Raw genomic sequence first — 24,323 nt, 5'->3', positions numbered from 1 at the left:
CGTTAACAGGGTACCATATGCAAAAAGTATTAGGAATAGATAAAAATTGGTATTTACTATACGTGATGGAACCCTTTAATAGTACAGCATTTTAGAGAAAAGTTTAAAAAACTAATCTATTTACTTATTATTGACAAATTTATTAAAGAGTTATAATATATTTATATACTTTATTACTTAAAAGCGTTTATGCGTCTAAGATAAAAAGCTAAATATAAAAGAAGTCCGATAACAAGCAGTAACGAGAGTTTTAGCAGAAAATAGAGACTGAACGGCTGGTGAAAGTTCAGGCGAAACTTTAGTGAATTACGGTTATCATGTTAGGACTTGACTGAATGAGTGAACAAATCAACTTGGTTTGTTAAGTAGGGTGGTAACGCGGAGAGCTTCTTCGTCCCTTGTATTAGGGGACAAAGAGGCTTTTTTACGTATATTTAAGAAGCAGGATTCTTCTAGGCGCAAGTTTCGTTATGGAAGAGTGGAGAAAATCCAGATTGCTTTCTTCCCTAATACCAACCTGTTTGCTAAATATTAATAAAATACTGGAGGTAATTAATAATGGAAACAACCAAAAAAAGAATCCCAAACCATTTACAAAAATATGTGATAGATCAACAATATGATCGTTATACGAGTATTGATCAGGCAGTGTGGCGATATGTTATGAGACAAAATAAGCATTTCTTAAACAACACAGCACATCCAGCTTACAGTGATGGTTTGGCCGCATCTGGTATTTCCATCGAGAAAATACCTAATGTTGAAGAAATGAACGAATCTTTATCGCCATTCGAGTGGGGAGCGGTCAATATTGATGGATTTATCCCTGGTGTTATTTTCTTTGATTTTCAGGCACACGGTCTGTTACCCATTGCATCTGATATTCGAAAGCTAGAAAACATTCAATACACTCCAGCTCCAGATATTATTCACGAAGCTGCAGGCCATGCTCCTATTCTTTGTGATGATAAGTTTTCTGAATACGTTAAACTATTTGGCCATATAGGCTCAAAAGCAATTGCAACGAAGGAAGAACACGATGTTTTTGAAGCGACTCGTCATTATTCCAACCTTTTAGAAAGTGGTACAGCAACTGAGGCGGAGATTAATCTAGCGAAAAAGGATATGGAAGAAAAACAGAAGAAAGTAACCATATTATCAGAGGCAGAACAAATTTCTCGTCTATACTGGTGGACAGTAGAATATGGACTCATTGGAACGGTAAATGATCCCAAAATTTATGGAGCGGGACTTCTTTCTTCTGTAGCTGAAGGGAAAAATAGTATCACGGATGCCGTTGAGAAAATTCCTTTTGATTTACAACAAGTCATTCAAACTGGCTTTGATATTACGAAACCTCAACCACAGCTGTTCGTCTGTGAGCGATTCGAGCAACTTATTGAAGCCGTAGAACAATTTTCAGAAACGATGGCGTGGAAGCGTGGGGGAACGGAGAGCCTTGAAAAAGCGATTAACTCTGCTCATACCGCTACGATAGAATACAGTTCTGGCCTTCAAGTGACAGGCACACTATCTAAAATTATTAAAGATACTAACGGTGAAGCGATTTATATGAATACTGTTGGAGAAACAACTTTAAATAGTGGAAATAAAGAAATCAATGGTCATGGTAAAGAAACGCATGCTGATGGTTTTGGTTCACCAATCGGATTATTAAAAGATACTGAAAAGCCTTTAGAAGAGTGGACAAATCAAGAATTAGTAGAAGCGGGTATCGTGATAGGGGTTCCTTCAGAGCTATCGTTTGAAAGTGGAGTTGTCGTTACTGGAGTTCCGACAGAAGTGATTCGCAATGCAGGCAAAATCCAAGTCATTTCCTTTAAGGATTGTGCCGTCACTTTTAATGGAGAAACGTTATTTGATCCAAGTTGGGGTTCTTATGATATGGCAGTGGGTGAAAAGATTGTATCTGTATTTGCAGGTGCAGCCGATTCTGAAGCATTTTACGACCATATCGAACAAGCTGTTAACGTGGAAATCGAACAACAAAACCCAACTCGTTTAGAAGAATTATATGGAAACGTTCGTGTGCTAAGAGAGTCAACAAATAATCTAGTTGACCTTGAAAGTTCACTCCCTATGATTATAGACGAGCTGACAACTGAGGCACCGATTGACTGGCTATTAAGAATTGAAATTTTGGAGCTATTGCTTAAAAATGATATTTTACCAGATAAGCAAGGAGAACTATTAAGCCAATTAGAGCAATTAAAAAGTATAAATCATGAAACGAATGAATTGATTGATAGAGGATTGAAAATCATAAATGAGTAGTGTAACCAAGTAGTCATTAGCTTAATGGGCTCTGTTTTGGAGTACAATATAAAACTGTCGTAGTTATAACGACTTTACTAGCCTGATTTTCAAAATAAATGAACGGATGAAGCTCGGAGGACAAAAAATCCCCGGGCTTTTATCTATTAAGTGGAAGAGGTATTGCTTTAACAGCACAGCTTGAAACATCTGTTCATATGATAGGAAGGGTGTTTGAGATAGTTAATAGTGTTATAACATGAGGAACGATGCAATCTAAATAGGTGTCATTCAGACATTCTTAATTACTGCCATTCTCTTAAATGTATTGAAAAAAGAATAGAAGGGGGAAAGTTGAAGTAAAAGCTTAATAATATCTACCATAATAAGAAAATGACAACACACGGTGATACTTGTCGTGTGTTGTCATTTGTAACTTTACATGTAATATGAATCTATTTGGCTACAAATGTTTAGTGAAAAATTCGTTTATTGCCCGATAAACTTTTAACTCATTTTCTTTTTTAGTTAACCCGTGGCCTTCATCCTCTAGCACCATATATTCAATATCTCGACCTTTTTCAGTTAATACAGCGACAATTTGATCAGATTCTTCTTTAACCACTCGCGGATCATTTGCTCCTTGAATGACGAGCATAGGCTTAGACATATTTTCTAAATAAGTAATCGGCGAGTACTCAATAAGCTTATCTTTATCTTTATTTGGATCCCCAACAATCTGTGTCACCATTGGTTTCCAATGGTCTGGCACTGTTTCAATGAATGAAAGAAGATCACTTGGTCCACAAATATCGACAATTGCTTTAAAATATTCTGGATGCCTACCGTGAAGTAATAAGGCCATATAACCACCGAAACTTCCACCCATAACAAAAACTTTTTCACGATCAGCGAGTCCATTTCTAAATAGAAATTCTAGACCTTCAATATTATCAAGCCTTGGGCCTTGTCCCCAATCTCCTTCAACCATTTTTGTGAATGCCGAGCCGTATCCGGTAGAGCCACGGAAGTTAGGGGTGAAAATACTATAACCTTCACTTAAGAGATACTGAAACACGCCAATAAAGGTTTTTCGTTCAGCATACTGAGGTCCTCCATGTGGCCATAAAATGACGTGACCGTTACTAGTTGACGAGTTTGCTTTATAGTATAGCGCTTCAATTTCCAATCCATCAAATGATGGATAGGAGATTACTTCCGGATTAACAAGCTGTTCTTCATTCATGCCTAAAATACGGTTATTCGTAAGCTTGTCCCAACATTGTTCATTTACTTTTTTTCTGTAAATATTTGAAGGGTTTGTAGCGGATGTACCAACTAAATAGACATTACCTTGTCTAGTCACTTCTACTTTGTTGATAATTCCAACAGGACTTTCAAGTTCTGTTAATTTGGCTGTGTCGATGTCATAAGAATATAATTGGTCTTCCACACCGCTCTCACTGACCAAATATAAAAGGTGCTGTTTCTTATCGTACTTAATTGTTTTAAAGTCCTGACCTTCAAGTGAAACGACTTTACTAAACTCTTTTTCTTCTATGTTAAATTTTGCAATATAAGAAAAGTCTTCATCACAATTTGTAATGAAATAAATGTCTGATTCTGAGGTATAGATAACATCTGTTACTGAGTGTTGTTCACTTGATTCTGGTGTAAGAGGAATCACTTCCTCATCTAATTTTACGTAGGCTGGAATATGCGTAGTAGAGTAAAACTTGAGAAACACAAAACTTTTTTCATTTGGGCTAACATCCACTAAATATGTAGCGGCAGCGTCTCCAGAAATGACTGTCTCTTCATCTCCGGTATCAATGTGATAGCAATAGCTTTTAAGATAGGTAGAGTCATCCTTATTTGACGTGTAGTATAATCGATTACCATCATCAGATAAAATTGGAAGTGAATACTGATGTCCTTCTGAGGTTCTAACTGGATTCAGTTGTCCTCCATCTGGTGTGATCATGTATAGTTGTGAATTTTCATCTCCATTATGATCAAATGCAGCAATAATGAAATTACCGTCTTTGTCATAGCAGAGTCCTTTACAATTTTGATCGTTGAATGTAAGAGGATATGGAAATTGATTCGGTAAATCCATTCCCCATAAATTAAATTTCCCACTAATATTTGTACTGAAAACGAGCTGACTTTCATCATTGTTTAGGACAAAATCTTGAATTGTATACGCACGTAAAAATTGCTCTACATCTGGCTTTTTATAAATAACCAATCAAAATCCTCCTTTATTCAAATTTAAAGCTGTTCAAATAAGTTTGATTAATTCAGGTTTCAAAGAGCTATAGTCTCCTTACTCGTTGTCTAGGAAAGAAATAATCTCCCTCTTGAACACGCACTATCATTCTATTTCTATTTAGTAAAAAGTATTCTATGTTTTTGGTTGGATTTTCTCTACGACTACAGATGGGCATGGATGAAAGAAGAAATAATGATAGGCGGCTTTTTTCATTTTTGGAGAGAAGTAAGGGTGGATATTTATGTTATTATTGGATTTGGGTTGTAAAAAAGATCATTAAACGAAATGGCGGTTAAAGGGAACTTTCTCGGCAAAATTGCATGGATTCCAAATCAAGAGGGTATTTCTTTAAGTGTATGTTTCCTTTAAATCGAAATGTTTTAGGATATGATAAAAAGGCGAACTCTATTATTATCGGCGCTCCACTTTTATTCTTTTCCAACGTTTTTTATCAGATATAGATGGGAATCAGATTTTAAGAATTCGTCCCAAAATAAGACCTAAACCAATATACTATTATTATGACGAAAATCAATTGGTTTTTCGTGGAGTACTTACGCTATCAAAAAATATTATTAACAAGAAATTTGATATTTACAATGAAGAAAATGATATTGTAGCAACAGTAAGTGAAAAAGCGATATATAAGAAGAAGCTGAAGAACCAACTTTCTAAGGAATATACTATTTTAATTGGTAAAAAGGAGTACGAAGCAAAATATACTTTTGCTTTAAAAAAGTTTGTAATTGAAGACAAAAGTAGCAATATTTGTGTCGAAGGAGAACTAGTTTCACTTATATTTATGAATGTTTTGGAACGTAGAAAATATAAAGTCGACGTGTTAAATGATGAATATACATTAAACTTGTGGTTAGCTATTATTACTGGAATAAAAGAATTACATTAAAGTAGGGAAGAAAAAGTGGCTAACATCTATTTTTCCTCGGTCAGAATGTCTTTTTCGTAAAAGCGTTGAGCAGTTTTTCCCTTCTATAACAACCTTTTTGATTCTTATCAGAGACCTAGTTAGTAGATTAAGAGAATGAAATCGAGAGATGAACTACAAAAGACTAATAAGAGGAGGCACTTAAATGTTGAGGAGCAAACTTATTTCTGATTTAGCTGATAGAATAGTAAATTTAAAAATAGATCACCCTGTGCGAGTGGGAGTTAGTGGAATAACGGCATCTGGAAAAACGACGTTTGCTAATGAGCTTGCTGAGGAACTTCTATCCAGAAAAAAGAAGGTAATTAGAACAAGTATAGATAATTTTCATCATCCAAGAACCACTCGTTATAAGCAAGGGAAGATATCAGCTATTGGGTATTATGAGGATGCGCATGATTATGAGTCTTTTAGGCAGAAGCTTCTAATTCCTCTAGGACCAAGCGGAAACCTTCATTACCAATTGGTTTCTTTAGATTTAGCAAAGGATGAGTATGTTAATCCAGAAATAAAAGTAGCAACCAAGGATATGATTTTCATTGTAGATGGGACATTTTTATTCAAGCAGGGATTGGTTAATTTATTTGATTTTAAAATATTCGTTCATACTGATTTTGAATTAGCGAGAAAAAGAGGGGCTAAACGAGAGGAACGAGCCTTTGGAAGTTATAAAGAAGCTGAAGAAATGTTCATTAAAAGATATCATGCAGCTTCGAAATTTTATTTAGAGCAAGATTCACCTCAATTGAATGCTGATGTAGTCATTAATAATAACGATTTACATAATATGGAATTTATTAAACATTGAGTATTTTTTTTGTTCGCTAAAGGTAGTGTTAGTGAAAGAATAACGATGTTCTATATTCGTTATTTCAACAAAGTACACAAGAGGTGAAAGGAAAACGATGACTAGACCTACTAAAATGTGGGGAATGGTTTAAGTTTCGAGTTCTGAAAATAGTTATCAAATAAATCACTAAATTGTTATGGTTGATAAGCTAGTTTGTACAAAAGCTTGTTAATTCGTGAAAGAGTAGAGTGGGGATTTTAGGATAATCTTGAAATGTAAGCCCTCATCAATAAAGGGTATTATGGGAAGAACCACTATTATAATGTTAATTAATTTAGTAAAAGGGGTGTTATTATTTTAACAAATGAAGTTATTCTTAAAACATGGAGGAAGTTTGATGACTTCCCAATGGAAACATTAAGTAAGCTATGGGTTTATAATAAAGAGAAGGTTGGCAAACAAAGAGATATTTCTCTCATGAGAGAGCATAGACAAAGATACGGCCTTACTGGCAATTGCTTTGATTTGGCTATTTGGCTTCTGGATGAATTTCGTAAAGATGGAGTAGAAGCATATCCAATAGGACATAATCTAAACACTGAAGATGCCCATGTAGCAGTAGTAGCATTAGATGAATCAGGAAATCGTTATTTATGCGATTTGGGCGATCAATGGATTATGCCTATTCTAATAGATGGACATAATGAAGATTTTACTGATGAGAAACTCAGTGGATTCTTTCCTGCAGCAAAGATACAGGTGAAACCACTACGTAATCATGTAGAAATACTCTATCACAGACCGAATGGAAAAGTTTCAAGACAAACGTATGAAACAACCCCGTTAGAAAAAGGATATTTTATGAAAGCTGCTGAAATCTCTCAAAATATTATTAGACCGATACCATTAATAGAGAGTCGGGTTCTTTATAAGAATGAAATGGCTCATTGGGAATTCGACAATTGGAGTATTACTTTAAGTACAACAGAAGGCTTATATAAAGAAGATACTAAAAGGACGATAAGTGACTTTACAGAGATTATAGGGAATAAGGTTGGCTTTGATAAGGATTTATTACATACAATATTACTTGAATATCGAAATAAGATATAGAGTAGTGTTCAATTAAAAGGGCGTATATCTAAATTGATATGCCGCTTTTTTTTAAGGCCATTTTTAGAGTGATAAAATAAAAACAGTATTTTGATTGAACTTACAGAAAGCTAGAATAAGCAAAATAAAGTATTTGATTGAAATTGGGAGGATGAATGGTTGAACAAAAAAACTGATTTAGTATTAGATATTGCAGGAGTGATAGCAACGAACTTTTCACCAATATTTTGGGAGGATTTATCTTCAAAATTTGAGGTTAAATATGAGGATCTTATGACGTTTAGAAAGGAAGTCCGCAAAGATTTATGGACTGGAAAAATGAACGAACAAACATTTTGGGCTATATTGGTTGAAAGATTCCCGACAATCGAAATAGGTTATGCTTCAAACCAATTATTATCTTCAATAAAACCTTTGCCCGCTCTTGAGGAAATCCCGTTGTGGAGTAAGTATGCTAATATTCATTTTTTAAGTAATCATCGTATTGAATGGGTGAAACATATAATTAGACCTGTTGAAGACTACATAAAAAGTATAACTATTTCTAGTAATGTGGGATTTTGTAAACCAGAAGTTGATATATATTTAAAAGTTAATCCCTATTTAAACGTTGAAGAAAACGTATTGTTTGTTGATGATCAAGAGAAAAACTTGATTGAAGCACGAAAAATAGGTTGGAATACTTTACTTGCAGACAATAGAGGTAAATGGATTGAACATGTTAGTCAACAGTTATTGAACTAACGAGTGCTTTAATTGAAGAAAGATAAATTTGTTATTCCATTATTTAGAATGAGGTGAATGATGAACAATCGTTGGAATAAAGTTATCTATAAATTTGGGTCTGTTGTGTATGACAAGTTCTTTAATACAGGAAAGTTTCTTGAAGCTCGAAAAAGAATATTTAGAGACAGTATTTTTAAGAGTGAAGATAAAATTCTTTTTGTTGGTGTGGGTACTGGAGCAGATTTAGAGTTAATCAATCATAAAGAGTTAACTATTATCGCTATTGATTATTCCAATGATATGCTGGATAAAGCAAGAGCTAAATTTAAAGGTTCTGGAATTGAATTTTTTAATATGGATGCACAAGAAATGGATTTTTCTGATAATCAATTTGATTTGGTCGTGGCAAGCCTTATTTTGACGGTTGTTCCTGATGCAGATAAATGTATGGAGGAGATGGCGAGAGTATTAAAGCCGCAAGGCAAAATTATGATCTTTGATAAATTCGCTCCGAAAGATAAAAACCTTGCTTTTTTGAAGCAAATATTAAGACCGATTATACAGGTGTTTGGTACTGACATTGGAAGAAATTTTGAAACAATGTATGAAAATCAGAAAGAGAAGCTTTCCATTGAAGAGGACCTTCCAATACTTTTCAACGGTATGTATAGAAAAATAGTTTTGCGAAAAATAGTTTAAAATGATCCGCAATTAAAGGGTGCAGGAGTATAGACGATGTCTAGTTCTGCTTCTAAGAACCAGGCAGTTAAATTCAAGAAGGATTCAATATTTAGTATTAAGAAAATAAAATGTTGAACAAAACTTAGGATTATATGAAGCGCATTTTACCAGTTAGGGATTTATTACGGTCAATTGACTATTACAAAGAACTTCGGTTCCACTTTTTTAATGGAGACATAAACGACAAAATGCACTTAAACAAATGGTTTTTTGAAAATTTTGAAGGGATTGTTGAAGTAGAAGAGGTCTATTTCATATACTCTGAAGAAGGAAGCGAAGCATTTCAGAACGCCAACCTCGAAAGCGTGGCAGAAAATCTTAACATAGAGGAATGAGCCACGAACAAGTTTTTATTCTTGTTGCCAGAGACCGTACAAAAGTTACCATTTCAAAGCAATTAGGAGGAAACTATGAGTAAAGAAGATTTTTTAAAAGAATTAGACGAGATTATTGAAGATAGGTTATTTATCGGAAATTCTATTAACGACCTTGATAATGAAATATCCAATAATACCTGGTCTATTTCCATGGAAAAAGAATTGGCCAACGAATTTACAACTGAAGATTTAAAGTTATTCTTTAATCAAGTTCAAAATAATAGAAAAGAACAAGTATTTAAAAACAGTGACCATAATATGATTTTTTATGTTTGGTTTGATTGGCAATCTGCAGGGCTACGATTCAATCTTATATCTGATTTCCACAAAAAATTACCGTTTGGTCGTAATTACAAGACTATTGATAATATAGAACCAATCCTTATTAAATTTTTGCAATTTCCCTATCATGATGGATTTCCGGTAGAAGAAATTGAAGGGGAAGTGGCGGAAGGTGAAATAAATATTGAACCATTCGAAGTCTATTCAGTCATAATAACTAATTATTAGTAAAGCTGAGCTGTATTTTGATCTATTCTATTATTCGATTAATAATCATCATTAAAATTTACCAGAACCTATGGAACCAAATTGCCACAAAACTAGCTCAAGTCTTTTAAGGATAGGGTACATTTAAGGAATAAGAAATGTATCTTTTTAGGATTGTCTAAACTAGCTGTCTTTGAAATAATTGTATGAAGCGAACCTAGAAAATTAGTGAACAGCTGGTAGGAAGATGAGGGGGATTATAAATGGAGTTTAATTTTATTAAAGTAAAAGAAAAATCTGAAGAAATCATTAAAGATTTTGGAATAAATTCTAACCCCAAATTACCGACTATGGAATATCTAGTAGGATATGCAGAAGTAACCAAAGTTTTTAACAAAACGTTATTGAAGTAATATGGTATTAGGTAGATACGCAGTTGGTAAAGCTAAAATCGGATCAGATCTTAACTTTACCGAAAAAGAAAGAAGCATACACCCTTCGAAAGATTGTTCAGAAATCCCACTTATTGGATCAGCTATAAAATAAATTTCATGAAACATACAATACATATAGACACTAATCATTATAATAATATCATTTTCTTAATTGGTTTAGTTTTCTATTTTAATAATGACTTCTTTTAAATAAATTGGTTACTTTGGAACTCAAGTAGCCACTTACTCTGTCTTTTCACCTATATGTAAGTTTCCAATATTGATGACTGTGATTCTTCTTATTAGTAATAATATTAATAATGGGCTAAATAGAATGCACATTAGTACGATAGAATACTTTTTTTTATCCAACTTCATGTCTCCTCCTCTTAATCATCATATTTCGCTACATTCAAACGATTTATTTGTTATCCATTTACTTTTCTCCCAATAGGACATCATAGTAAATGGAACCTAAACCTATATAAAATAAAGAATTCGATAATTTTAAAAAAAATCCTTTGTCGACCATTGTAATCTACGAAAATAAGCCATTATCCAGTCTCAGTTCAAGAAAAAGAAAAATGTCAATTTTAATTTTTATGATTGTCTAACTTATGTATCTTTGAAATAATTGGTATTAAGCAAACGGTTTAATTGTAATTAGTAATTTTGTTACATTTACGTAAAATGGAGTTTGTACTAACGATACTCTTTCATAGTTGTAGGAAGTCTACTTCGTGGTTTGTATTTACGAAATCAAATCTGTAAAGGAATGTGAAATGCACTACCTGAAGAGGAATAAAAGAAATAAAGTATCATCAAAATCATTTAAAAAATGCTAGAGTATATAAAAATACTTAGAAGAAAATGATAGATAAGTTTTTCAAGTAATTGGTGGCTTTTCTTGTAGACTGTTTTGATTCTTTTTTAGATTCTATTGAAATTGAGAACTATAGAATCCTGCGCAAGAATTAGATCAAACATATTAAGAATTGAGCTATGGACCTGAACAAGGAGCAATATTATTTAAGTGGGGTGTTATGGTGTTAAATGAAAAGCAAGTTCAACTAGTCGCTTAAAGATTATCATGTGGAAGTATCCTTAATACAGATTAAGGTTAAGATAAAATGAATCTAAAAGAACAGCAGAACGAAATCATTGAATCTGTAATTTATTCCTTTATGGTGATGATTGACGGATATAATGGTAATTTATTTTTTCTTTAAATTTGATTGATAAAGAAACTAAAGAATCTTTAAAAGGTAATTTAAACTTCACGACAAATTTAATGATTATTTATCAGAGGTTTAGAATGAAAAATAATTGCCCACTAAATAAGGCTTTGAAATCGCTAGTCATTCTTTATAAACAAATTGGCTAGTATTTATTTGGAAATGATGAATGGGAGGAATCTATGTTATATCGTAGACTTGGGAACACATCGGAACGAATTCCTGCAATTGGACAGGGGACTTGGAAGTATGGGGAGAATAAGTCCAACGAAAAACAAGAAATAGAAGCACTTCGTTTTGGTTTAGAAAATGGCCTCACATTAATTGATACTGCGGAAGAGTATGGGAATGGAGGAGCTGAAAAAATTGTAGGTCAAGCAATTCAGGATGTAAGAAAAGATGTTTTTCTTGTTACAAAAGTATCTGCAAAAAATTGTTCATATAAGGGTGTTCTGCGTGCAGCAGAAGCCAGTTTAGAACGTTTAATGACGAGTCAGATAGATTTATATTTACAGCACTGGCCAAGCAAACAATATGAAATCTCGGAAACGATGGGAGCGATGGCTGAGTTAGTGAATAAGGGATTAGTGAAGTATGTTGGTGTAAGTAATTTTACACCTCAGTTAATGAAAGAAGCTCAGCACTATTTAGATAGTGTCCCATTAATTTCCAATCAAGTAGTCTATCATTTAAATGATAGACGAATGGAGAAAGATGTTTTGCCGTACTGTAAGGAAAATAACATAACGGTAATGGGGTATTCTCCGTTCGGTTATGCCCCGAAAGTTTTTGGTATGAATGGATTTCCAGAGGTCGGTACAATGGAACGTGATGTATTGAATTCAATAGCTGTTAAATATAACGCATCAGCGTATCAAGTGGCTCTGAATTGGGTGTTAAGGCAAGAACAACTTATTACTATTCCAAAGGCACTAAATATGAAACATATTAATGATAATTTGAACGCTTTAAGCTGGAATTTAGATAAAGATGATCTTGAGCAGCTGGATGATATTTTCCCAATATCAAAGTATCATCCAATTAATTAAGAATAGTAGGATTCGTATTGAACAAAAGATTGCTTCAATGATTAAGTCTAAAAATAATCTCAAATTCAAGTCTTCAGCGATTAGCCTATCTGATAGTATATAGTGAAATATAACTTGTAGAGCTAAAAGAAATTTTGAATTCTTTTAATGGTATTGAAAAAGAGTAAGAAAAGTGTGCAAGAGTAGAAAGCCGACTGTCACCCTATTAATACATAAAAGAGTAGGATACATTTTGAAGGGTAGTCGATATCAGTGAAGGTAGTAAGGCTAATAATAAATAGTTCATGAAAAAGATACATTGGGTAGGGAAACATTATTTGAGAGGACACATGCTGTGGTCAACAACCTACGAAATTAAGTTCGTCAATAGAAAAGATTGAATTAAATTAAAGATTAGGGGATATGAAATTGAAACGGTGGTTTTTATCTTTTAGTGTACTATTAATAATTATTTCAGGTTGTAGGAATGTAGTTGACGAGACCAAAAAAGACTTTAATACAATACAACAAGCGTCATTAAAAAGTGATATACCAACTACAGCTATTTTTTATACTCAAGAAATGAAAGAAACGGCATTCTCACTTTATGAGCTCTCTAATGGATATGGAATTCTCCACTTTTCTAAAAAAGAGGATGGCTGGGATTTTCAAGGAAGTGGAGGCTTTATGAATACTATTGATACTGATATAAAGCCCTTTTCTTTTAATCAATCAACGAGGCATATAGGTGAAGTAGATTTAGGTAAAGAAAGCTTATATTCAACGGTATTTTTAGGTGAAGTATTTGACCCTGAAATCAGTAAGATTACAATTAAATATAACAAAACTCAGAAGGATGCAATTATAATAGAAAATAACGAGAGAAGGTATTGGTATTTGTTATCAGACCAGAATGATGGTAATGAAAGAGAAACTACTGCCTCTGCTTATTCAAATGAAGGGGAATTGCTTTATGAGAACAAGTATTAAATAGTCGGGGGCTAGAGTGGAGAAAGAACCCCAACATATATGAATTCAAGTCTTCCCAAATTGGACGCTTTTGTGGCATAGTGGTTAGTTACTTTTTAATGACTAGTGGTAATTGAATAAATCGGTAATTTACACATTGTGACAAATCAATATCGTCAAAATAAATATAAGGATATCACAAACAGAACACGAATTTCATACTCCAAATAGAAAAGGCCGATTTTCCGTACGCTAAGGACATCGGCTTTTTCTCGTTCCATTATTCTTGAAAAATTGGTACTTAGTTTTACAAGCAATACTAATCAGTAGTATTTTGAATAAAATCTAACATTTTCTCGTTTAATTCAGTAGCAAATTCTGTACGTGTACTGAGATAAAATTGATTATTACTAGACAGGTGTACGCGTATAAGATTTGCAGATCGTAATATCATAAGGTGATGATGGAGGTTCCCTTTGGCTCCGCCTATGTAGTTTAGAATATCCGTAAATTTATATTTATTTCTTGAAAGAAACTGAAGTATCTGTAAACGTTTTTTGTCTGCTAGTGCTTTTGAAATGTTATAAATATCTTCTCTTGATTCCTTTAAATTTACAGGGTACCACACAAACATTTTTTCTTTAAAAATACTAAAAGTATGGAGCGGACGAAAGTGAAGAGACGGAATTAGAACAACGTGTTTAATTGTTGGAATTTCTATTTTAAGGCCAGTAGCAAACGCCTCGACCATTTTTTCTGGTGAATATTTTTCGGCTTTTTCACTAAATTTTAACGTCTCGCCCGCTATTTCGTTCTCTATATTTTCAAATTTAAAGTACTGGTAATACCACTCTGACAGGAAATAAAGATAATCCTTTTTTTGATTTTCTAAATCCAGCAATAGATGAGAATCCTCTTTTTTAAAATGTGGTGCTAGTAACTCATACAGTGTGGTTATTGATGCTTCCTCAAACCAATTTAAAAATGAATGAATATCCTCTTTTTGAGGACAGCCTTCAATGATTAAGCATAGTACATCCCCAAACGATACATCATCAAATTGTTCAAGTTTATTTTTATATTGATCAGTTAGTCTACCATTTACTTCTTCAACCCAACTAGTACCTCTATACAAATATTTTAAGTTTTTCCTCCTTTTATATAATAAAAAACTTAATAGTAATTCATAAACGATTGAATCATCCAATGTTACACGATATGACATTACTTACCTCCCATTAGCAAAATATAAATATAGAATATCAAAAAATCCATTAATAGAACATAAGATAAATTTCTGAATTTATTTACATATATATTTATTTCTAATATTATTGAACTATAAATAAGTTCTTACTTTGAAGAACTTAATTATATAAAATAGGAGGTTGTATTGATGAGACAAATTTTTTATGAGCCGACGCGTTGGAATTTACAAAGATTATATCCAAATGAAATGGATGAAACGTTAGCCAATGAATTAAATGAAATTAAAATGTTAATTCATCATTTAAAAGAAGAGACTTTTTCAACGGTCAACGCTGAAAGTTTACTTGATGAAAAAATGCTGCAAATCTTCTCTAAGGTCCGCAGTAGGCTTGAAAAAGCGGAATATTATTGTTACTGTCTTAGTTCTGAATCAAAAGACCATTCTATTATTACTTCATTACATAACAATATAACTACCCTCAAAGACGATGTTCATTCTATATTACTAGATTGGAAAAAATATATAAGTAAACTTCCTGTTGAAATCCAAAGTGAATGGTATAGTCTCTCTTTTGTGCAGCCCTTTACATTTGATTTATCCACTAGTATTTATAATGACCTTGAAAATCAGATGATTAACGTAACAAAAAATGAATTGAATCAATGGGAAGCTATGTATACTCAGCTTAAAAGTAAATTAAAGGTTGAATTCATTTATGATGATAAAAAGGTAGTTTCTTTTAGTGAATTAAATCATTTAGCGATGAACGATGATGACCCAATCAAAAGAATGGAAGCGTTTGAGTTTCAAACATGTAAATTAGATCAGGAAAAAGATCTTTTTGCTACGATTTTTAATAATTTTACACGGTTACGTCTGCTCCAAAACGATACGCTACAACAAGACGATATCTTATCAAATTCACTTCAGTTAAATGGAATCTCTAGAAAATCACTCTTTACAATGTGGGAAACAATAGATAATAATTTTAAAAGATTTTCTCGTTATCTAGACTTTAAAAAGAATAATCTAGATAAGCTAACATGGCATCAATTGATGACTTCACAAAAAGATAAGCAAAGTAAAATGTCTTTTTCAAAGGCCGTAGAAGAAATATTTAATTCATTAAAAAATATTGACGATGAAATGGCTAATTTTGCCCTTCATGTAATATCAGATAATTGGGTAGATGCAGAGCCAAGAACAAATAAACCTTCTGGAGGTTTTTGTGCTCCATTTTTAAGTGAAGGAGAATCTAGAATATCTTTACGATACGAAGGAACGATAGAGAGTGCAAGGATACTAGCACACGAACTAGGGCATGCATGGCATTTCAAACAATTAAAAGATGGCCCTTCTATTTCTTTTTTAGAAGAACGTTTTCCAATGAGTATCGCAGAATGTTCCTCTATTTTTTTTGAATTAATTTTTGTTGATCATTTAAAGACAGTGACGAGTGATGTAGAACTTAAACAATCTTTACTTAACTATAAAATACAAAATAGCTTAAATTATTTATTGGCCATTCGAGGAGCATTTATATTTGAGCAACTAGTCTATGAAAAAAGTAAAGATGGCCCATTAAGTCCTACTCAGTTAGAGGAATTATCAATAGAATCTCAGAAAAAAGCCTATGGTGATAGCTTAGAACAGTATCAACCTTTTGTTTGGATAAAATATGGGCATTTTTATGCATCTACCGTTCCTTTTTATAATTATCCTTATACTTTTGGTTATCTATTAAGCTTAGGTTTGTTAGCAATTGCAAAACAGGAGGGTAGTGAATTTTCTACGAAATTTAAAGGATTCTTAAGTGAAACTGGAGTAAGGACCGTTGAAGAATTAGTATATGACTACTTTACGATTGATCTTTCTAGTCCGGAATATTGGCAGCAATCGATTGATCATATTATTAAGGATATGGAAGAATATATTCAGCTTTCAACTAGTTAAGGTTCATCAGATAGGCTCTTCTATCAGCGGTTGTCTATAATTAGACCGGTAGCTTATTTCAAATGAAAAATAATTATCCTGTTCCAAAGTAATGTTCTTTAGTATTCTTACCAACCTATTGTAACGGAGGTCCCGATAGGAATAAGTTCAGCTAATTCCTCTACGTCTCGATTATACATTCTTATACATCCTTTTGAGACATATTTCCCTATAGAAGCTGGGTTATTCGTGCCATGAATTCCATAATGCTGCTTTGATAAGCTCATCCACATCGTTCCAAAGGGGCCACCTGGGTTAGGTGCTTTATTAATAATGACATAATTCCCAATGGGAGTTTGACTCAACATTTTTCCGACTCCAACTGGGTATGTCTTCATGATAGAATTTTGTTTAAATAATGTAAGTGTGCGAGTAGTTAAATTGACGACAATTTTGTAAGGTAAAGTTATTGGATCTGGTAATCCAGGAATAGTTATTTGTTGGCCATCATATAGTTTGTCTGGGTCAATGCCGGGATTGGCTGAAAGAATAACATTCATGGGCTTTCGGTAATCTTGTGAAATGGAAAACAACGTTTCACCATGAACAACCGTATGCAGCATGATGACTCCTCCTTTATTGTAATTGTGAACAATCGCGACATCAGTCGTGAGAGATTCAAAGACTATATATACATATTCGATAACTCTAGAAACATGAAAATTTACTGGAACTAGCTTTTGGAAAGGTAAATACGTTGGAAAGAGAAATGTCCTTCGCTTTACGGTTAGAGAACGGTAAAACCAAAATGAGAAAGGAGCTAAGCGGAATATTTATTATTAAATTGCCCAATAAAATAGTTTAAAAAAAGCCTTGAGGATGGCAAGGTTATCAGTTTATGGATGAGGCAATTTTTTGAAACTCACATATTAAACTCGTTAGCAATAGCGGAAAAAGGCTGTCGACTCTGTCGACAGCCTGAAAATTGTATGATGGGAAAAGTTTTAGTGAACTTGACGATACACTCCGATAACTTTTCCAAGAATAATCACATTTTGAAGAATAATCGGTTCCACTGTTGGGTTTTCAGGTTGAAGTCTAATAAAATTATCCTCTTTAAAGAAGCGTTTACACGTTGCTTCATCCTCTTCTGTCATGGCTACGACAATATCGCCATTGTTGGCTGTGTGTTGTTGTCTTACGATGACAAAATCACCATCGAGGATTCCTGCGTCAATCATACTATCTCCCATAATCTCTAGCATGAATACTTGCTCGTCCGTGGGAGCTAGTCGTTCTGGTAATGGGAAGTATTCTTCTACATTTTCAATTGCCGAAATGGGAAGTCCCGCAGTTACTTTCCCCACTAACGGTACATTTACAACTTTTTGCCTTGGAATTTGATCTTCCTCTACATTTAGTATTTCGATCGCGCGAGGCTTTGTAGGGTCACGTCGAATAATCCCTTTGCTTTCTAATCTTTCTAAATGTCCATGAACAGTAGAGCTAGAAGCTAGTCCTACAGCTTCACCGATCTCTCGTACGGAAGGGGGATATCCTTTTTCTCTTACTTCCTGTTTAATAAAATCTAAAATATCTTGCTGTCTTTTAGATAATTTTGTCATCTTCAGCACCTCGAATCTCCTCATTCTATTAAAATTAGTATACCATGAATTTCTAGTAGATACAAACATAAGTTCGAGTTTCGGTTGACATCGAACGTTCGTTCTGATTATAATACAGTTATACGAACAAATATTCGGTGGAGGCGTTGTGAAATGCTTATAAAATTAATGAAGAAATATAATTACGTACTTTTTGTTTTAGTTTTGACATTTATATCAGGTTTCGCTATGTTAAATCAGTTAGAAGAAACAAATACAGATTCTTATTTACATATAACCATTACTAGAGGAGATTCCCTTTGGGCGATCTCAGACAACTTTAAAGAGTATCATAAGATGAGTACACCAGAATTTATCTCGTGGGTATTAGATCATAATCAATTAGATGATGATAACCTTTATGAGGGAGATTCAATTATTATTCCTGTGAATAGAGAAGAGCTATCTGATTTCCAACTAGATAAGCCACAGTATGCACTAAAAGGAGCGTCGTTTTCACAATGAACTGTATAATATACTGTCGAGTAAGTACCACAAAGGATACGCAAGAATCATCCTTGGAACGGCAGGAAGAAGAATTGGTAAAACTTGCAGAACAGTGGGGGTTTCATATTCATAGAGTGATAAAAGATCAAGCGAGCGGGTATGAGCTGGATCGAGAAGGAGTTTTTTTATTGCTTGATGAAATTAAGCAACACGAAATTTCAGCTGTGTTAATACAAGATGAAACTCGCATCGGACGAGGTAATGCAAAAATTGCATTAATACACTGCTTATTAAAAGAAAATATTAAGCTTTATAGTATTTCTCATAAAGGAGAACTCCAGCTTTCAGAGTCTGATTCGATGGTGATTCAAATTGTAAGTATGGTGGAAGAGCATCAGCGTAAGTTACATAATTTAAAAATTAAACGAGGGATGAAACGGGCAGTTGAAAAAGGGTTCAAGCCACAAAACAACTTAAAAAATAGAGGGAATCTTGATGGACGTGAAAGAAAGGAAATTCCTATTGAAGAAATCGTTCGCTTAAGAAAAAATGAATTAACCTTTTCCGAAATTGCTGCAACCCTTAGAGGCTTTGGTTTTAATGTTTCTAAGGCTACCGTTCATCGGAGGTATAAAGAGTACATGGAAAAAAAAGAGGAATCATGATACTTGTCAATTAGGTAAGTTTCTTGTAACATGTCCATACAACGATGTGACATATCGACATCTAGAAAGGAGCTGAAAGCATGTTAACTCCAGATAAATTGGCAAGATTAAATGAACTTTCCAAAAAAGCCAAGGAAGATTCCTTGTCAGAAGAAGAAGCGGTGGAAAGACAATCACTCAGGGAAGAGTATTTAGCTAATTTTAGAAACTCAATGAAAAAGACGATTGAAAATACACGAATTTACGATCCAAATGGCGACGATGTCACACCGAAAAAAGTAAAAGACATTTTGGATAGAAAGAAACTGCACTAAACCGGGTGGTTAACCTCGGTTTTTTCTGTTCTTTACCCAAAGGGAATATATGGTGGTTTACCCTTAAGATGTCATCCCTTTAGCTATCCAAAATTGATAATAAGTAAAAAATCATCAATTCTATTACAATAAACTCATTGTTGTTGTATAAACTAGCAAAGAGGATTAATATTAAAACTGAGTCAAATTAGGACATGAAAGGATGTAGCGTTATGTTTAATCAAACAGATGCACTTGCTATTAATACAATTAGAACATTATCAATTGATGCAATTGAAAAAGCCAACTCAGGTCACCCTGGGATGCCAATGGGAGCGGCTCCAATGGCCTATACCCTTTGGACAGAATTTATGAATCACAATCCTAAAAACCCTGATTGGATGAACCGTGACCGTTTTGTTCTTTCTGCAGGACATGGGTCAATGCTGCTATATAGTTTGCTTCATTTATCAGGATATGACCTTCCGATGGAGGAAATTAAAAACTTCCGTCAATGGGGTAGTAAAACGCCTGGTCACCCTGAGTATGGTCATACAGTTGGGGTTGAAGCAACAACAGGTCCATTAGGTCAAGGGATTGCGATGGCTGTTGGGATGGCGATGGCGGAACGTCATTTAGCAGGAGTGTACAATAAGGATGGGTTTAATATAGTTGATCATTTTACATATTCAATTTGTGGAGATGGAGATTTAATGGAAGGTGTCTCTGCTGAAGCATCTTCACTTGCTGCGCATTTAAAACTTGGACGCCTAGTCGTTTTATATGATTCTAATGATATTTCACTAGATGGTGATTTAGATCGTTCATTTTCAGAGAGTGTAAAAGGGCGTTATGAATCATACGGATGGCAATACCTTCGTGTTGAAGATGGAACAGATGTCAATGAAATTGCGAAAGCATTGGAAGAAGCACGTCTAGACCTTGATCGTCCAACATTAATTGAAGTGAAAACGGTTATTGGATTCGGATCACCGAATAGAGCTGGAACATCAGGTGTTCACGGTGCTCCATTAGGTGCAGAAGAACGTACACTAACAAAACAATCCTACGAATGGGGATTTGAGAACGATTTCCATGTTCCTGATGAAGTTTATAACCGTTTTGATGAGAAAATTGTTCAAAAGGGTAAGCAAACAGAGGAAAAATGGAATGAATTATTCTCACAATATAAAGAGAGTTATCCTGAATTAGCCAAGCAATTTGAAACAGCAATGAAAGGTGAACTTTCTCCAGGATGGGATAAGAATTTACCAGTTTATGAAGAAGGTTCTAGCCTAGCAAGCCGCGCTTCTTCTGGTGAAGTGCTGAATGCTATTGCTCAGAGCTTGCCGAGCTTTATTGGAGGATCTGCTGATTTGGCTGGATCGAATAAAACGATGATTAAAGGGGAGAAAGACTTTACTCCTGAATCATATGATGGTCGAAATATTTGGTTCGGCGTACGTGAATTTGCTATGGGAGCAGCGTTAAATGGAATGGCATTGCACGGTGGTCTAAACGTATTTGGAGGAACATTCTTTGTGTTCAGTGACTATTTACGTCCAGCTATTCGATTATCAGCATTAATGGGCTTACCAGTCACATACGTCTTTACACATGATAGTATTGCTGTTGGGGAAGATGGCCCAACTCACGAACCAATCGAACAGTTACCATCTTTACGAGCAATCCCTAACCTTTCTGTCATTCGCCCTGCTGATGGAAATGAAACAGCTGCAGCTTGGAAATCAGCCGTTTCTTCTAAAAATAAGCCGTCTCTTCTCGTTTTGACTCGTCAAAACTTACCAACTATTCCTGGTTCGGTAGATAAAGCAGCAGAAGGGGTCGAAAAAGGTGCTTATGTTATTTCAGCTAGTGGAAAAGCAGAAGCAGATGCTCTTTTACTTGCTGCCGGTTCTGAAGTAGGATTAGCAGTTGAAGCACAAAAAGCACTTTTAGAAGAGGGAATTGATGTATCTGTCGTTAGTATGCCAGCATGGGATCGTTTTGAAGAACAGTCTGCTGAATATAAAAACTCCGTTATTCCAAAAACAGTGAAAAAGCGTTTAGCCATTGAAATGGCGGCTCCACTAGGTTGGGATCGATATGTTGGAGATGAAGGAGATATTTTAGCTATTAATGGCTTTGGTGCTTCTGCTCCTGGAGATAAAATTATGAAGGAATATGGCTTCACAGTAGAAAATGTTGTTTCCCGAGTTAAAGCTTTATTTTAAATTTTAACTACAAAATAGGGTTGGAACATTAACTAGTTTGAATTGCCTAAAACAATAGATAAAACTAGTTGAAGATAAAAGGACCATACATTCTAGACTCGTCTAGTTGTATGGTCTTTCTTCATTTGCAAGATGGCTAACGGATCATACACTAGCCGACTAATTTCAACAAAAAAAGTGGAGATTTCTATCATTATTCAACACCTATTCTCATTGACTCTTTTTATAATTAAAAGAAAGGGGAAAAGGGTGAGAAAATGATACGAAGTTTTTCTATTTATTGGATTCAAGATGAAGTGGCCGCTTATTTTTATGGAAGAGAACGATTGTTTTTTACTCTTTTTAACGATTATCAACAGGCTGAAGGAGTGCTGAAGCAAATGCTTAAGCAGCAAATAGAGTATATTACGAAACCCCTACCTTATCTCCTAACTCATCGCTTAATTCAGCAGTGCCTTCTACAAAAAAAACTCTTGCAAAATAAGAATCAATATCTCATTCATTATCCAGAATATAATAGTAGCGCATGCTTAGAAATATACGATCGATGCTTTCACATCCATGCGGAAGGAATGTATGATGCGGAAGCTGTATTTTTTGAAATTTTAAAGAAATTTGAGGGGAAACTACTAGCGATAGACCTTGAAAATGAACAATTTGGGTGGATTAAGCCAATTAAGGAAAGAAAGTTTGTTTATTAGAGGAAAATCGACATGAAGTATTGTATAATTTGAAAGGGTTTAGTACACTTTGATAGAAACAACATGAAGGAGGAAAGGTTTATGCTACCTTATATTTTGGTCGGCTTAGGAGCACTAGTTGCCGGTGTTGCGATTGGCTTTTTTATCGCTCGTCGATACATGATGAGCTACTTAAAGAAAAACCCACCTATTAATGAACAAATGCTACGAATGATGATGATGCAAATGGGTCAAAAACCATCGCAAAAGAAAATCAATCAAATGATGAATGCAATGAACAAACAAATGAAATAACGGTGTCTTAGTTAGACACCTATCGATAGTTTGTCGCCGTTGTATCTAATTCCTTTATGAAGTAAATCATCCTTCTGAGAGAATATTGACATCGGATATGAAACCACTTTCCCCACAAAATACATACGTATACAGGGGAAAGTGGTTTTTTATTCCCCTTTCGAGGGTTTATAGCATTCTCAGAATAGTTGTTGAATGAAAATAATCGTTTATAAACAAATGTACATGTGAGGTTAATGTTTTTTGTAATAATAATTCATCTTGTTTTCTTGTTGGAAAATTTTATTATATAATCAAACAGTGTGATGATGTATTTATTTTGAAAGGAGTAGATGGGAAATGAAAATGAAGGAGATTCAATTAGCGTCGAGGCCAGAGGGTGTTCCTAGCCATGCAAATTTCAACTTTATTGAGGGGGATTCGCAAGCTCCGCAAGAGGGAGAAGTACTGACAAAAACATTATACCTTTCTGTTGACCCTTATATGCGTGGCAGAATGAGGCAGGAAAAGTCGTATGCTGCTCCATATGAACTTAACGAGACGATTGTGGGTGGCGTAGTAAGTGAGGTCATAGAATCTAATTCACAAAAATTTCAGAAGGGTGACATTGTTGTAGGGATGCAAAAGTGGGCTACCTATCAAGTTGCACATGAATCCCAGCTTCAAAAGGTAAATCCTTCTATCGCTCCGATTTCAACAGCATTAGGAATACTGGGCATGACAGGGTTAACTGCTTATTTTGGATTGCTTGATATCGGTCAACCTCAAGAAGGAGAAACCGTTGTTGTTTCTGGCGCAGCTGGTGCCGTTGGGATGGTTGTTGGACAAATCGCTAAGATTAAAGGAGCGAAAGTTGTGGGGATTGCCGGCTCCCAAGAAAAGCTCGATTACCTCTTAAATGAGCTTCATTTTGATGCTGCGATAAATTATAAGAGTGAGCATTTTGCAACAGAACTAAGTAACGCCTGTGAAGATGGTATTGATGTCTATTTTGAAAATGTAGGTGGAGAGGTATCAGACGAAGTATTTAAACATTTAAATGTAAATGCAAGAATTCCTGTATGTGGTGCCATCTCAGCCTATAACCTACAAGAGGATATTGGTCCACGTATTCAAACAACTTTAATTAAAAATCGTGTTCTTATGAAGGGCTTTCTTGTTAGTGATTATATTCAACGTGCCGAAGAAGGCATTATGCAATTAGCACAGTGGCTAACACAAGGTAGACTAAAATATGAAGAAACGATTATTGAAGGGTTTGAAAACACACCTGAAGCATTTATCGGATTATTTAAAGGGACGAATCTAGGAAAGCTACTCGTAAAAGTAGCAGAACCGTCTATTAAATAAGGTAAAACCATTTATTATAATGAAAAAGCACCCCCGAACGGAAGGTTGTTCGGAGGTGCTTTTTTGTCCACTGCTATTTAAAGTTTTATAGTAGATTTTAATCTCCGTTTAAGTTTATTGCTACGAGGAATAGGAA

Annotated in this window: 22 protein-coding genes and 1 pseudogene; 19 read left to right on the top strand and 4 right to left on the bottom strand. The window is 34.3% G+C overall.

Annotated elements, in window-relative coordinates; translation table 11 throughout:
* Positions 1-558: 558 nt before the first annotated feature.
* Positions 559-2,295 (top strand): aromatic amino acid hydroxylase, encoded by a 1,737-nt coding sequence (locus WAK64_RS06730; protein ID WP_336586184.1) that lies wholly within the window; start codon positions 559-561, stop codon positions 2,293-2,295.
* 442 nt (positions 2,296-2,737) lie between these two features.
* Here the strand turns inward: WAK64_RS06730 and WAK64_RS06725 are convergent, their stop codons facing one another.
* Complete coding sequence (locus WAK64_RS06725) at positions 2,738-4,525, bottom strand: S9 family peptidase (protein WP_336586183.1); 1,788 nt, start codon at positions 4,523-4,525, stop codon at positions 2,738-2,740.
* Positions 4,526-5,084: 559 nt separating this feature from the next.
* Between WAK64_RS06725 and WAK64_RS06720 the strand changes: the two genes are divergently transcribed.
* The 10 genes and pseudogenes from WAK64_RS06720 (at position 5,085) to WAK64_RS06675 (ending at position 13,418) form a co-directional block, all read left to right on the top strand.
* The gene (locus tag WAK64_RS06720) at positions 5,085-5,456 is read left to right on the top strand and encodes a hypothetical protein (RefSeq protein WP_336586182.1); all 372 of its coding nucleotides are present in this window, start codon (positions 5,085-5,087) and stop codon (positions 5,454-5,456) included.
* A 184-nt stretch (positions 5,457-5,640) separates the two neighbouring features.
* The gene (locus tag WAK64_RS06715; RefSeq protein ID WP_336586181.1) at positions 5,641-6,303 is read left to right on the top strand and encodes a nucleoside/nucleotide kinase family protein; all 663 of its coding nucleotides are present in this window, start codon (positions 5,641-5,643) and stop codon (positions 6,301-6,303) included.
* A 390-nt stretch (positions 6,304-6,693) separates the two neighbouring features.
* Positions 6,694-7,398, top strand: a complete 705-nt coding sequence (locus WAK64_RS06710; protein WP_336586180.1) for a hypothetical protein — start codon at positions 6,694-6,696, stop codon at positions 7,396-7,398.
* A gap of 159 nt (positions 7,399-7,557) precedes the next feature.
* Positions 7,558-8,142, top strand: coding sequence for an HAD family hydrolase (locus WAK64_RS06705; protein WP_336586179.1), 585 nt, complete (start codon positions 7,558-7,560; stop codon positions 8,140-8,142).
* Positions 8,143-8,202: 60 nt separating this feature from the next.
* Positions 8,203-8,823, top strand: a complete 621-nt coding sequence (locus WAK64_RS06700; protein WP_336586178.1) for a class I SAM-dependent methyltransferase — start codon at positions 8,203-8,205, stop codon at positions 8,821-8,823.
* 211 nt (positions 8,824-9,034) lie between these two features.
* Positions 9,035-9,259, top strand: a pseudogene (locus WAK64_RS06695) (IS1595 family transposase); the annotation flags it as partial.
* 16 nt (positions 9,260-9,275) lie between these two features.
* Positions 9,276-9,752: a hypothetical protein gene (locus WAK64_RS06690; protein WP_336586177.1), complete on the top strand. Its 477-nt coding sequence runs from the start codon at positions 9,276-9,278 to the stop codon at positions 9,750-9,752.
* A 242-nt stretch (positions 9,753-9,994) separates the two neighbouring features.
* Positions 9,995-10,144 (top strand): hypothetical protein, encoded by a 150-nt coding sequence (locus tag WAK64_RS06685; protein WP_336586176.1) that lies wholly within the window; start codon positions 9,995-9,997, stop codon positions 10,142-10,144.
* A 1,438-nt stretch (positions 10,145-11,582) separates the two neighbouring features.
* Positions 11,583-12,449 (top strand): aldo/keto reductase, encoded by an 867-nt coding sequence (locus WAK64_RS06680; protein WP_336586175.1) that lies wholly within the window; start codon positions 11,583-11,585, stop codon positions 12,447-12,449.
* Positions 12,450-12,857: 408 nt separating this feature from the next.
* Entirely contained in the window at positions 12,858-13,418 is a 561-nt protein-coding gene (locus tag WAK64_RS06675; RefSeq protein ID WP_336586174.1) for a hypothetical protein, read from the top strand.
* A 298-nt stretch (positions 13,419-13,716) separates the two neighbouring features.
* On the opposite strand, the gene WAK64_RS06670 is transcribed toward WAK64_RS06675, so the two are convergent.
* Positions 13,717-14,622 (bottom strand): winged helix-turn-helix domain-containing protein, encoded by a 906-nt coding sequence (locus WAK64_RS06670; RefSeq protein ID WP_336586173.1) that lies wholly within the window; start codon positions 14,620-14,622, stop codon positions 13,717-13,719.
* 171 nt (positions 14,623-14,793) lie between these two features.
* Here WAK64_RS06670 and WAK64_RS06665 point away from each other — a divergent pair, with 171 nt between their 5' ends.
* Positions 14,794-16,560, top strand: coding sequence for a M3 family metallopeptidase (locus WAK64_RS06665; protein WP_336586172.1), 1,767 nt, complete (start codon positions 14,794-14,796; stop codon positions 16,558-16,560).
* 107 nt (positions 16,561-16,667) lie between these two features.
* Here WAK64_RS06665 and WAK64_RS06660 read toward each other — a convergent pair whose 3' ends face one another.
* Positions 16,668-17,162 carry a L,D-transpeptidase family protein gene (locus WAK64_RS06660; protein WP_336586171.1) on the bottom strand — a complete coding sequence of 165 codons (495 nt, stop codon included), beginning with the start codon at positions 17,160-17,162 and terminating at the stop codon, positions 16,668-16,670.
* Between the two features lie 381 nt (positions 17,163-17,543).
* A complete protein-coding gene (gene lexA, locus WAK64_RS06655; protein WP_336586277.1) occupies positions 17,544-18,164 on the bottom strand; it encodes a transcriptional repressor LexA in 621 nt (206 codons plus the stop codon).
* Between the two features lie 153 nt (positions 18,165-18,317).
* On the opposite strand from lexA, the gene yneA reads away from it, so the two are divergent.
* From yneA to WAK64_RS06620, 7 genes are all read left to right on the top strand, one after another.
* Entirely contained in the window at positions 18,318-18,668 is a 351-nt protein-coding gene (gene yneA / locus WAK64_RS06650) for a cell division suppressor protein YneA (RefSeq protein WP_336586170.1), read from the top strand.
* Positions 18,665-19,315, top strand: a complete 651-nt coding sequence (locus WAK64_RS06645; RefSeq protein WP_336586169.1) for a YneB family resolvase-like protein — start codon at positions 18,665-18,667, stop codon at positions 19,313-19,315. The genes yneA and WAK64_RS06645 overlap by 4 nt, the downstream gene beginning before the upstream one ends.
* 80 nt (positions 19,316-19,395) lie before the next feature.
* Positions 19,396-19,629, top strand: a complete 234-nt coding sequence (locus WAK64_RS06640; protein WP_336586168.1) for a DUF896 domain-containing protein — start codon at positions 19,396-19,398, stop codon at positions 19,627-19,629.
* A 212-nt stretch (positions 19,630-19,841) separates the two neighbouring features.
* Positions 19,842-21,842 (top strand): transketolase, encoded by a 2,001-nt coding sequence (gene tkt, locus WAK64_RS06635; protein WP_336586167.1) that lies wholly within the window; start codon positions 19,842-19,844, stop codon positions 21,840-21,842.
* A gap of 257 nt (positions 21,843-22,099) precedes the next feature.
* Positions 22,100-22,543, top strand: a complete 444-nt coding sequence (gene sirA, locus WAK64_RS06630; RefSeq protein WP_336586166.1) for a sporulation inhibitor of replication protein SirA — start codon at positions 22,100-22,102, stop codon at positions 22,541-22,543.
* Positions 22,544-22,624: 81 nt separating this feature from the next.
* On the top strand, positions 22,625-22,837 hold the full coding sequence (locus WAK64_RS06625; protein ID WP_336586165.1) for a YneF family protein: 213 nt from the start codon (positions 22,625-22,627) through the stop codon (positions 22,835-22,837).
* A 339-nt stretch (positions 22,838-23,176) separates the two neighbouring features.
* A complete protein-coding gene (locus tag WAK64_RS06620; protein WP_336586164.1) occupies positions 23,177-24,187 on the top strand; it encodes an NADP-dependent oxidoreductase in 1,011 nt (336 codons plus the stop codon).
* Positions 24,188-24,323 lie beyond the last annotated feature (136 nt).

This window comes from Bacillus spongiae (genome assembly GCF_037120725.1).
Classification (GTDB): domain Bacteria; phylum Bacillota; class Bacilli; order Bacillales; family Bacillaceae_K; genus Bacillus_CI; species Bacillus_CI spongiae.
This window is presented reverse-complemented; position numbering and strand designations above follow the sequence as displayed.

What these genes read in the sequence shown, in the direction of transcription:
- WAK64_RS06680 (WP_336586175.1), top strand. Translation starts at nt 11,583, where the DNA reads ATGTTATATCGTAGACTTGGGAACACATCGGAACGAATTCCTGCAATT.
- tkt (WP_336586167.1), top strand. Translation starts at nt 19,842, where the DNA reads ATGTTTAATCAAACAGATGCACTTGCTATTAATACAATTAGAACATTA.
- sirA (WP_336586166.1), top strand. Translation starts at nt 22,100, where the DNA reads ATGATACGAAGTTTTTCTATTTATTGGATTCAAGATGAAGTGGCCGCT.
- WAK64_RS06685 (WP_336586176.1), top strand. Translation starts at nt 9,995, where the DNA reads ATGGAGTTTAATTTTATTAAAGTAAAAGAAAAATCTGAAGAAATCATT.
- lexA (WP_336586277.1), bottom strand. Translation starts at nt 18,164, where the DNA reads ATGACAAAATTATCTAAAAGACAGCAAGATATTTTAGATTTTATTAAA.
- WAK64_RS06640 (WP_336586168.1), top strand. Translation starts at nt 19,396, where the DNA reads ATGTTAACTCCAGATAAATTGGCAAGATTAAATGAACTTTCCAAAAAA.
- WAK64_RS06645 (WP_336586169.1), top strand. Translation starts at nt 18,665, where the DNA reads ATGAACTGTATAATATACTGTCGAGTAAGTACCACAAAGGATACGCAA.
- WAK64_RS06690 (WP_336586177.1), top strand. Translation starts at nt 9,276, where the DNA reads ATGAGTAAAGAAGATTTTTTAAAAGAATTAGACGAGATTATTGAAGAT.
- yneA (WP_336586170.1), top strand. Translation starts at nt 18,318, where the DNA reads ATGCTTATAAAATTAATGAAGAAATATAATTACGTACTTTTTGTTTTA.
- WAK64_RS06620 (WP_336586164.1), top strand. Translation starts at nt 23,177, where the DNA reads ATGAAAATGAAGGAGATTCAATTAGCGTCGAGGCCAGAGGGTGTTCCT.
- WAK64_RS06670 (WP_336586173.1), bottom strand. Translation starts at nt 14,622, where the DNA reads ATGTCATATCGTGTAACATTGGATGATTCAATCGTTTATGAATTACTA.
- WAK64_RS06710 (WP_336586180.1), top strand. Translation starts at nt 6,694, where the DNA reads ATGGAAACATTAAGTAAGCTATGGGTTTATAATAAAGAGAAGGTTGGC.
- WAK64_RS06665 (WP_336586172.1), top strand. Translation starts at nt 14,794, where the DNA reads ATGAGACAAATTTTTTATGAGCCGACGCGTTGGAATTTACAAAGATTA.
- WAK64_RS06700 (WP_336586178.1), top strand. Translation starts at nt 8,203, where the DNA reads ATGAACAATCGTTGGAATAAAGTTATCTATAAATTTGGGTCTGTTGTG.
- WAK64_RS06625 (WP_336586165.1), top strand. Translation starts at nt 22,625, where the DNA reads ATGCTACCTTATATTTTGGTCGGCTTAGGAGCACTAGTTGCCGGTGTT.
- WAK64_RS06715 (WP_336586181.1), top strand. Translation starts at nt 5,641, where the DNA reads ATGTTGAGGAGCAAACTTATTTCTGATTTAGCTGATAGAATAGTAAAT.
- WAK64_RS06730 (WP_336586184.1), top strand. Translation starts at nt 559, where the DNA reads ATGGAAACAACCAAAAAAAGAATCCCAAACCATTTACAAAAATATGTG.
- WAK64_RS06660 (WP_336586171.1), bottom strand. Translation starts at nt 17,162, where the DNA reads ATGCTGCATACGGTTGTTCATGGTGAAACGTTGTTTTCCATTTCACAA.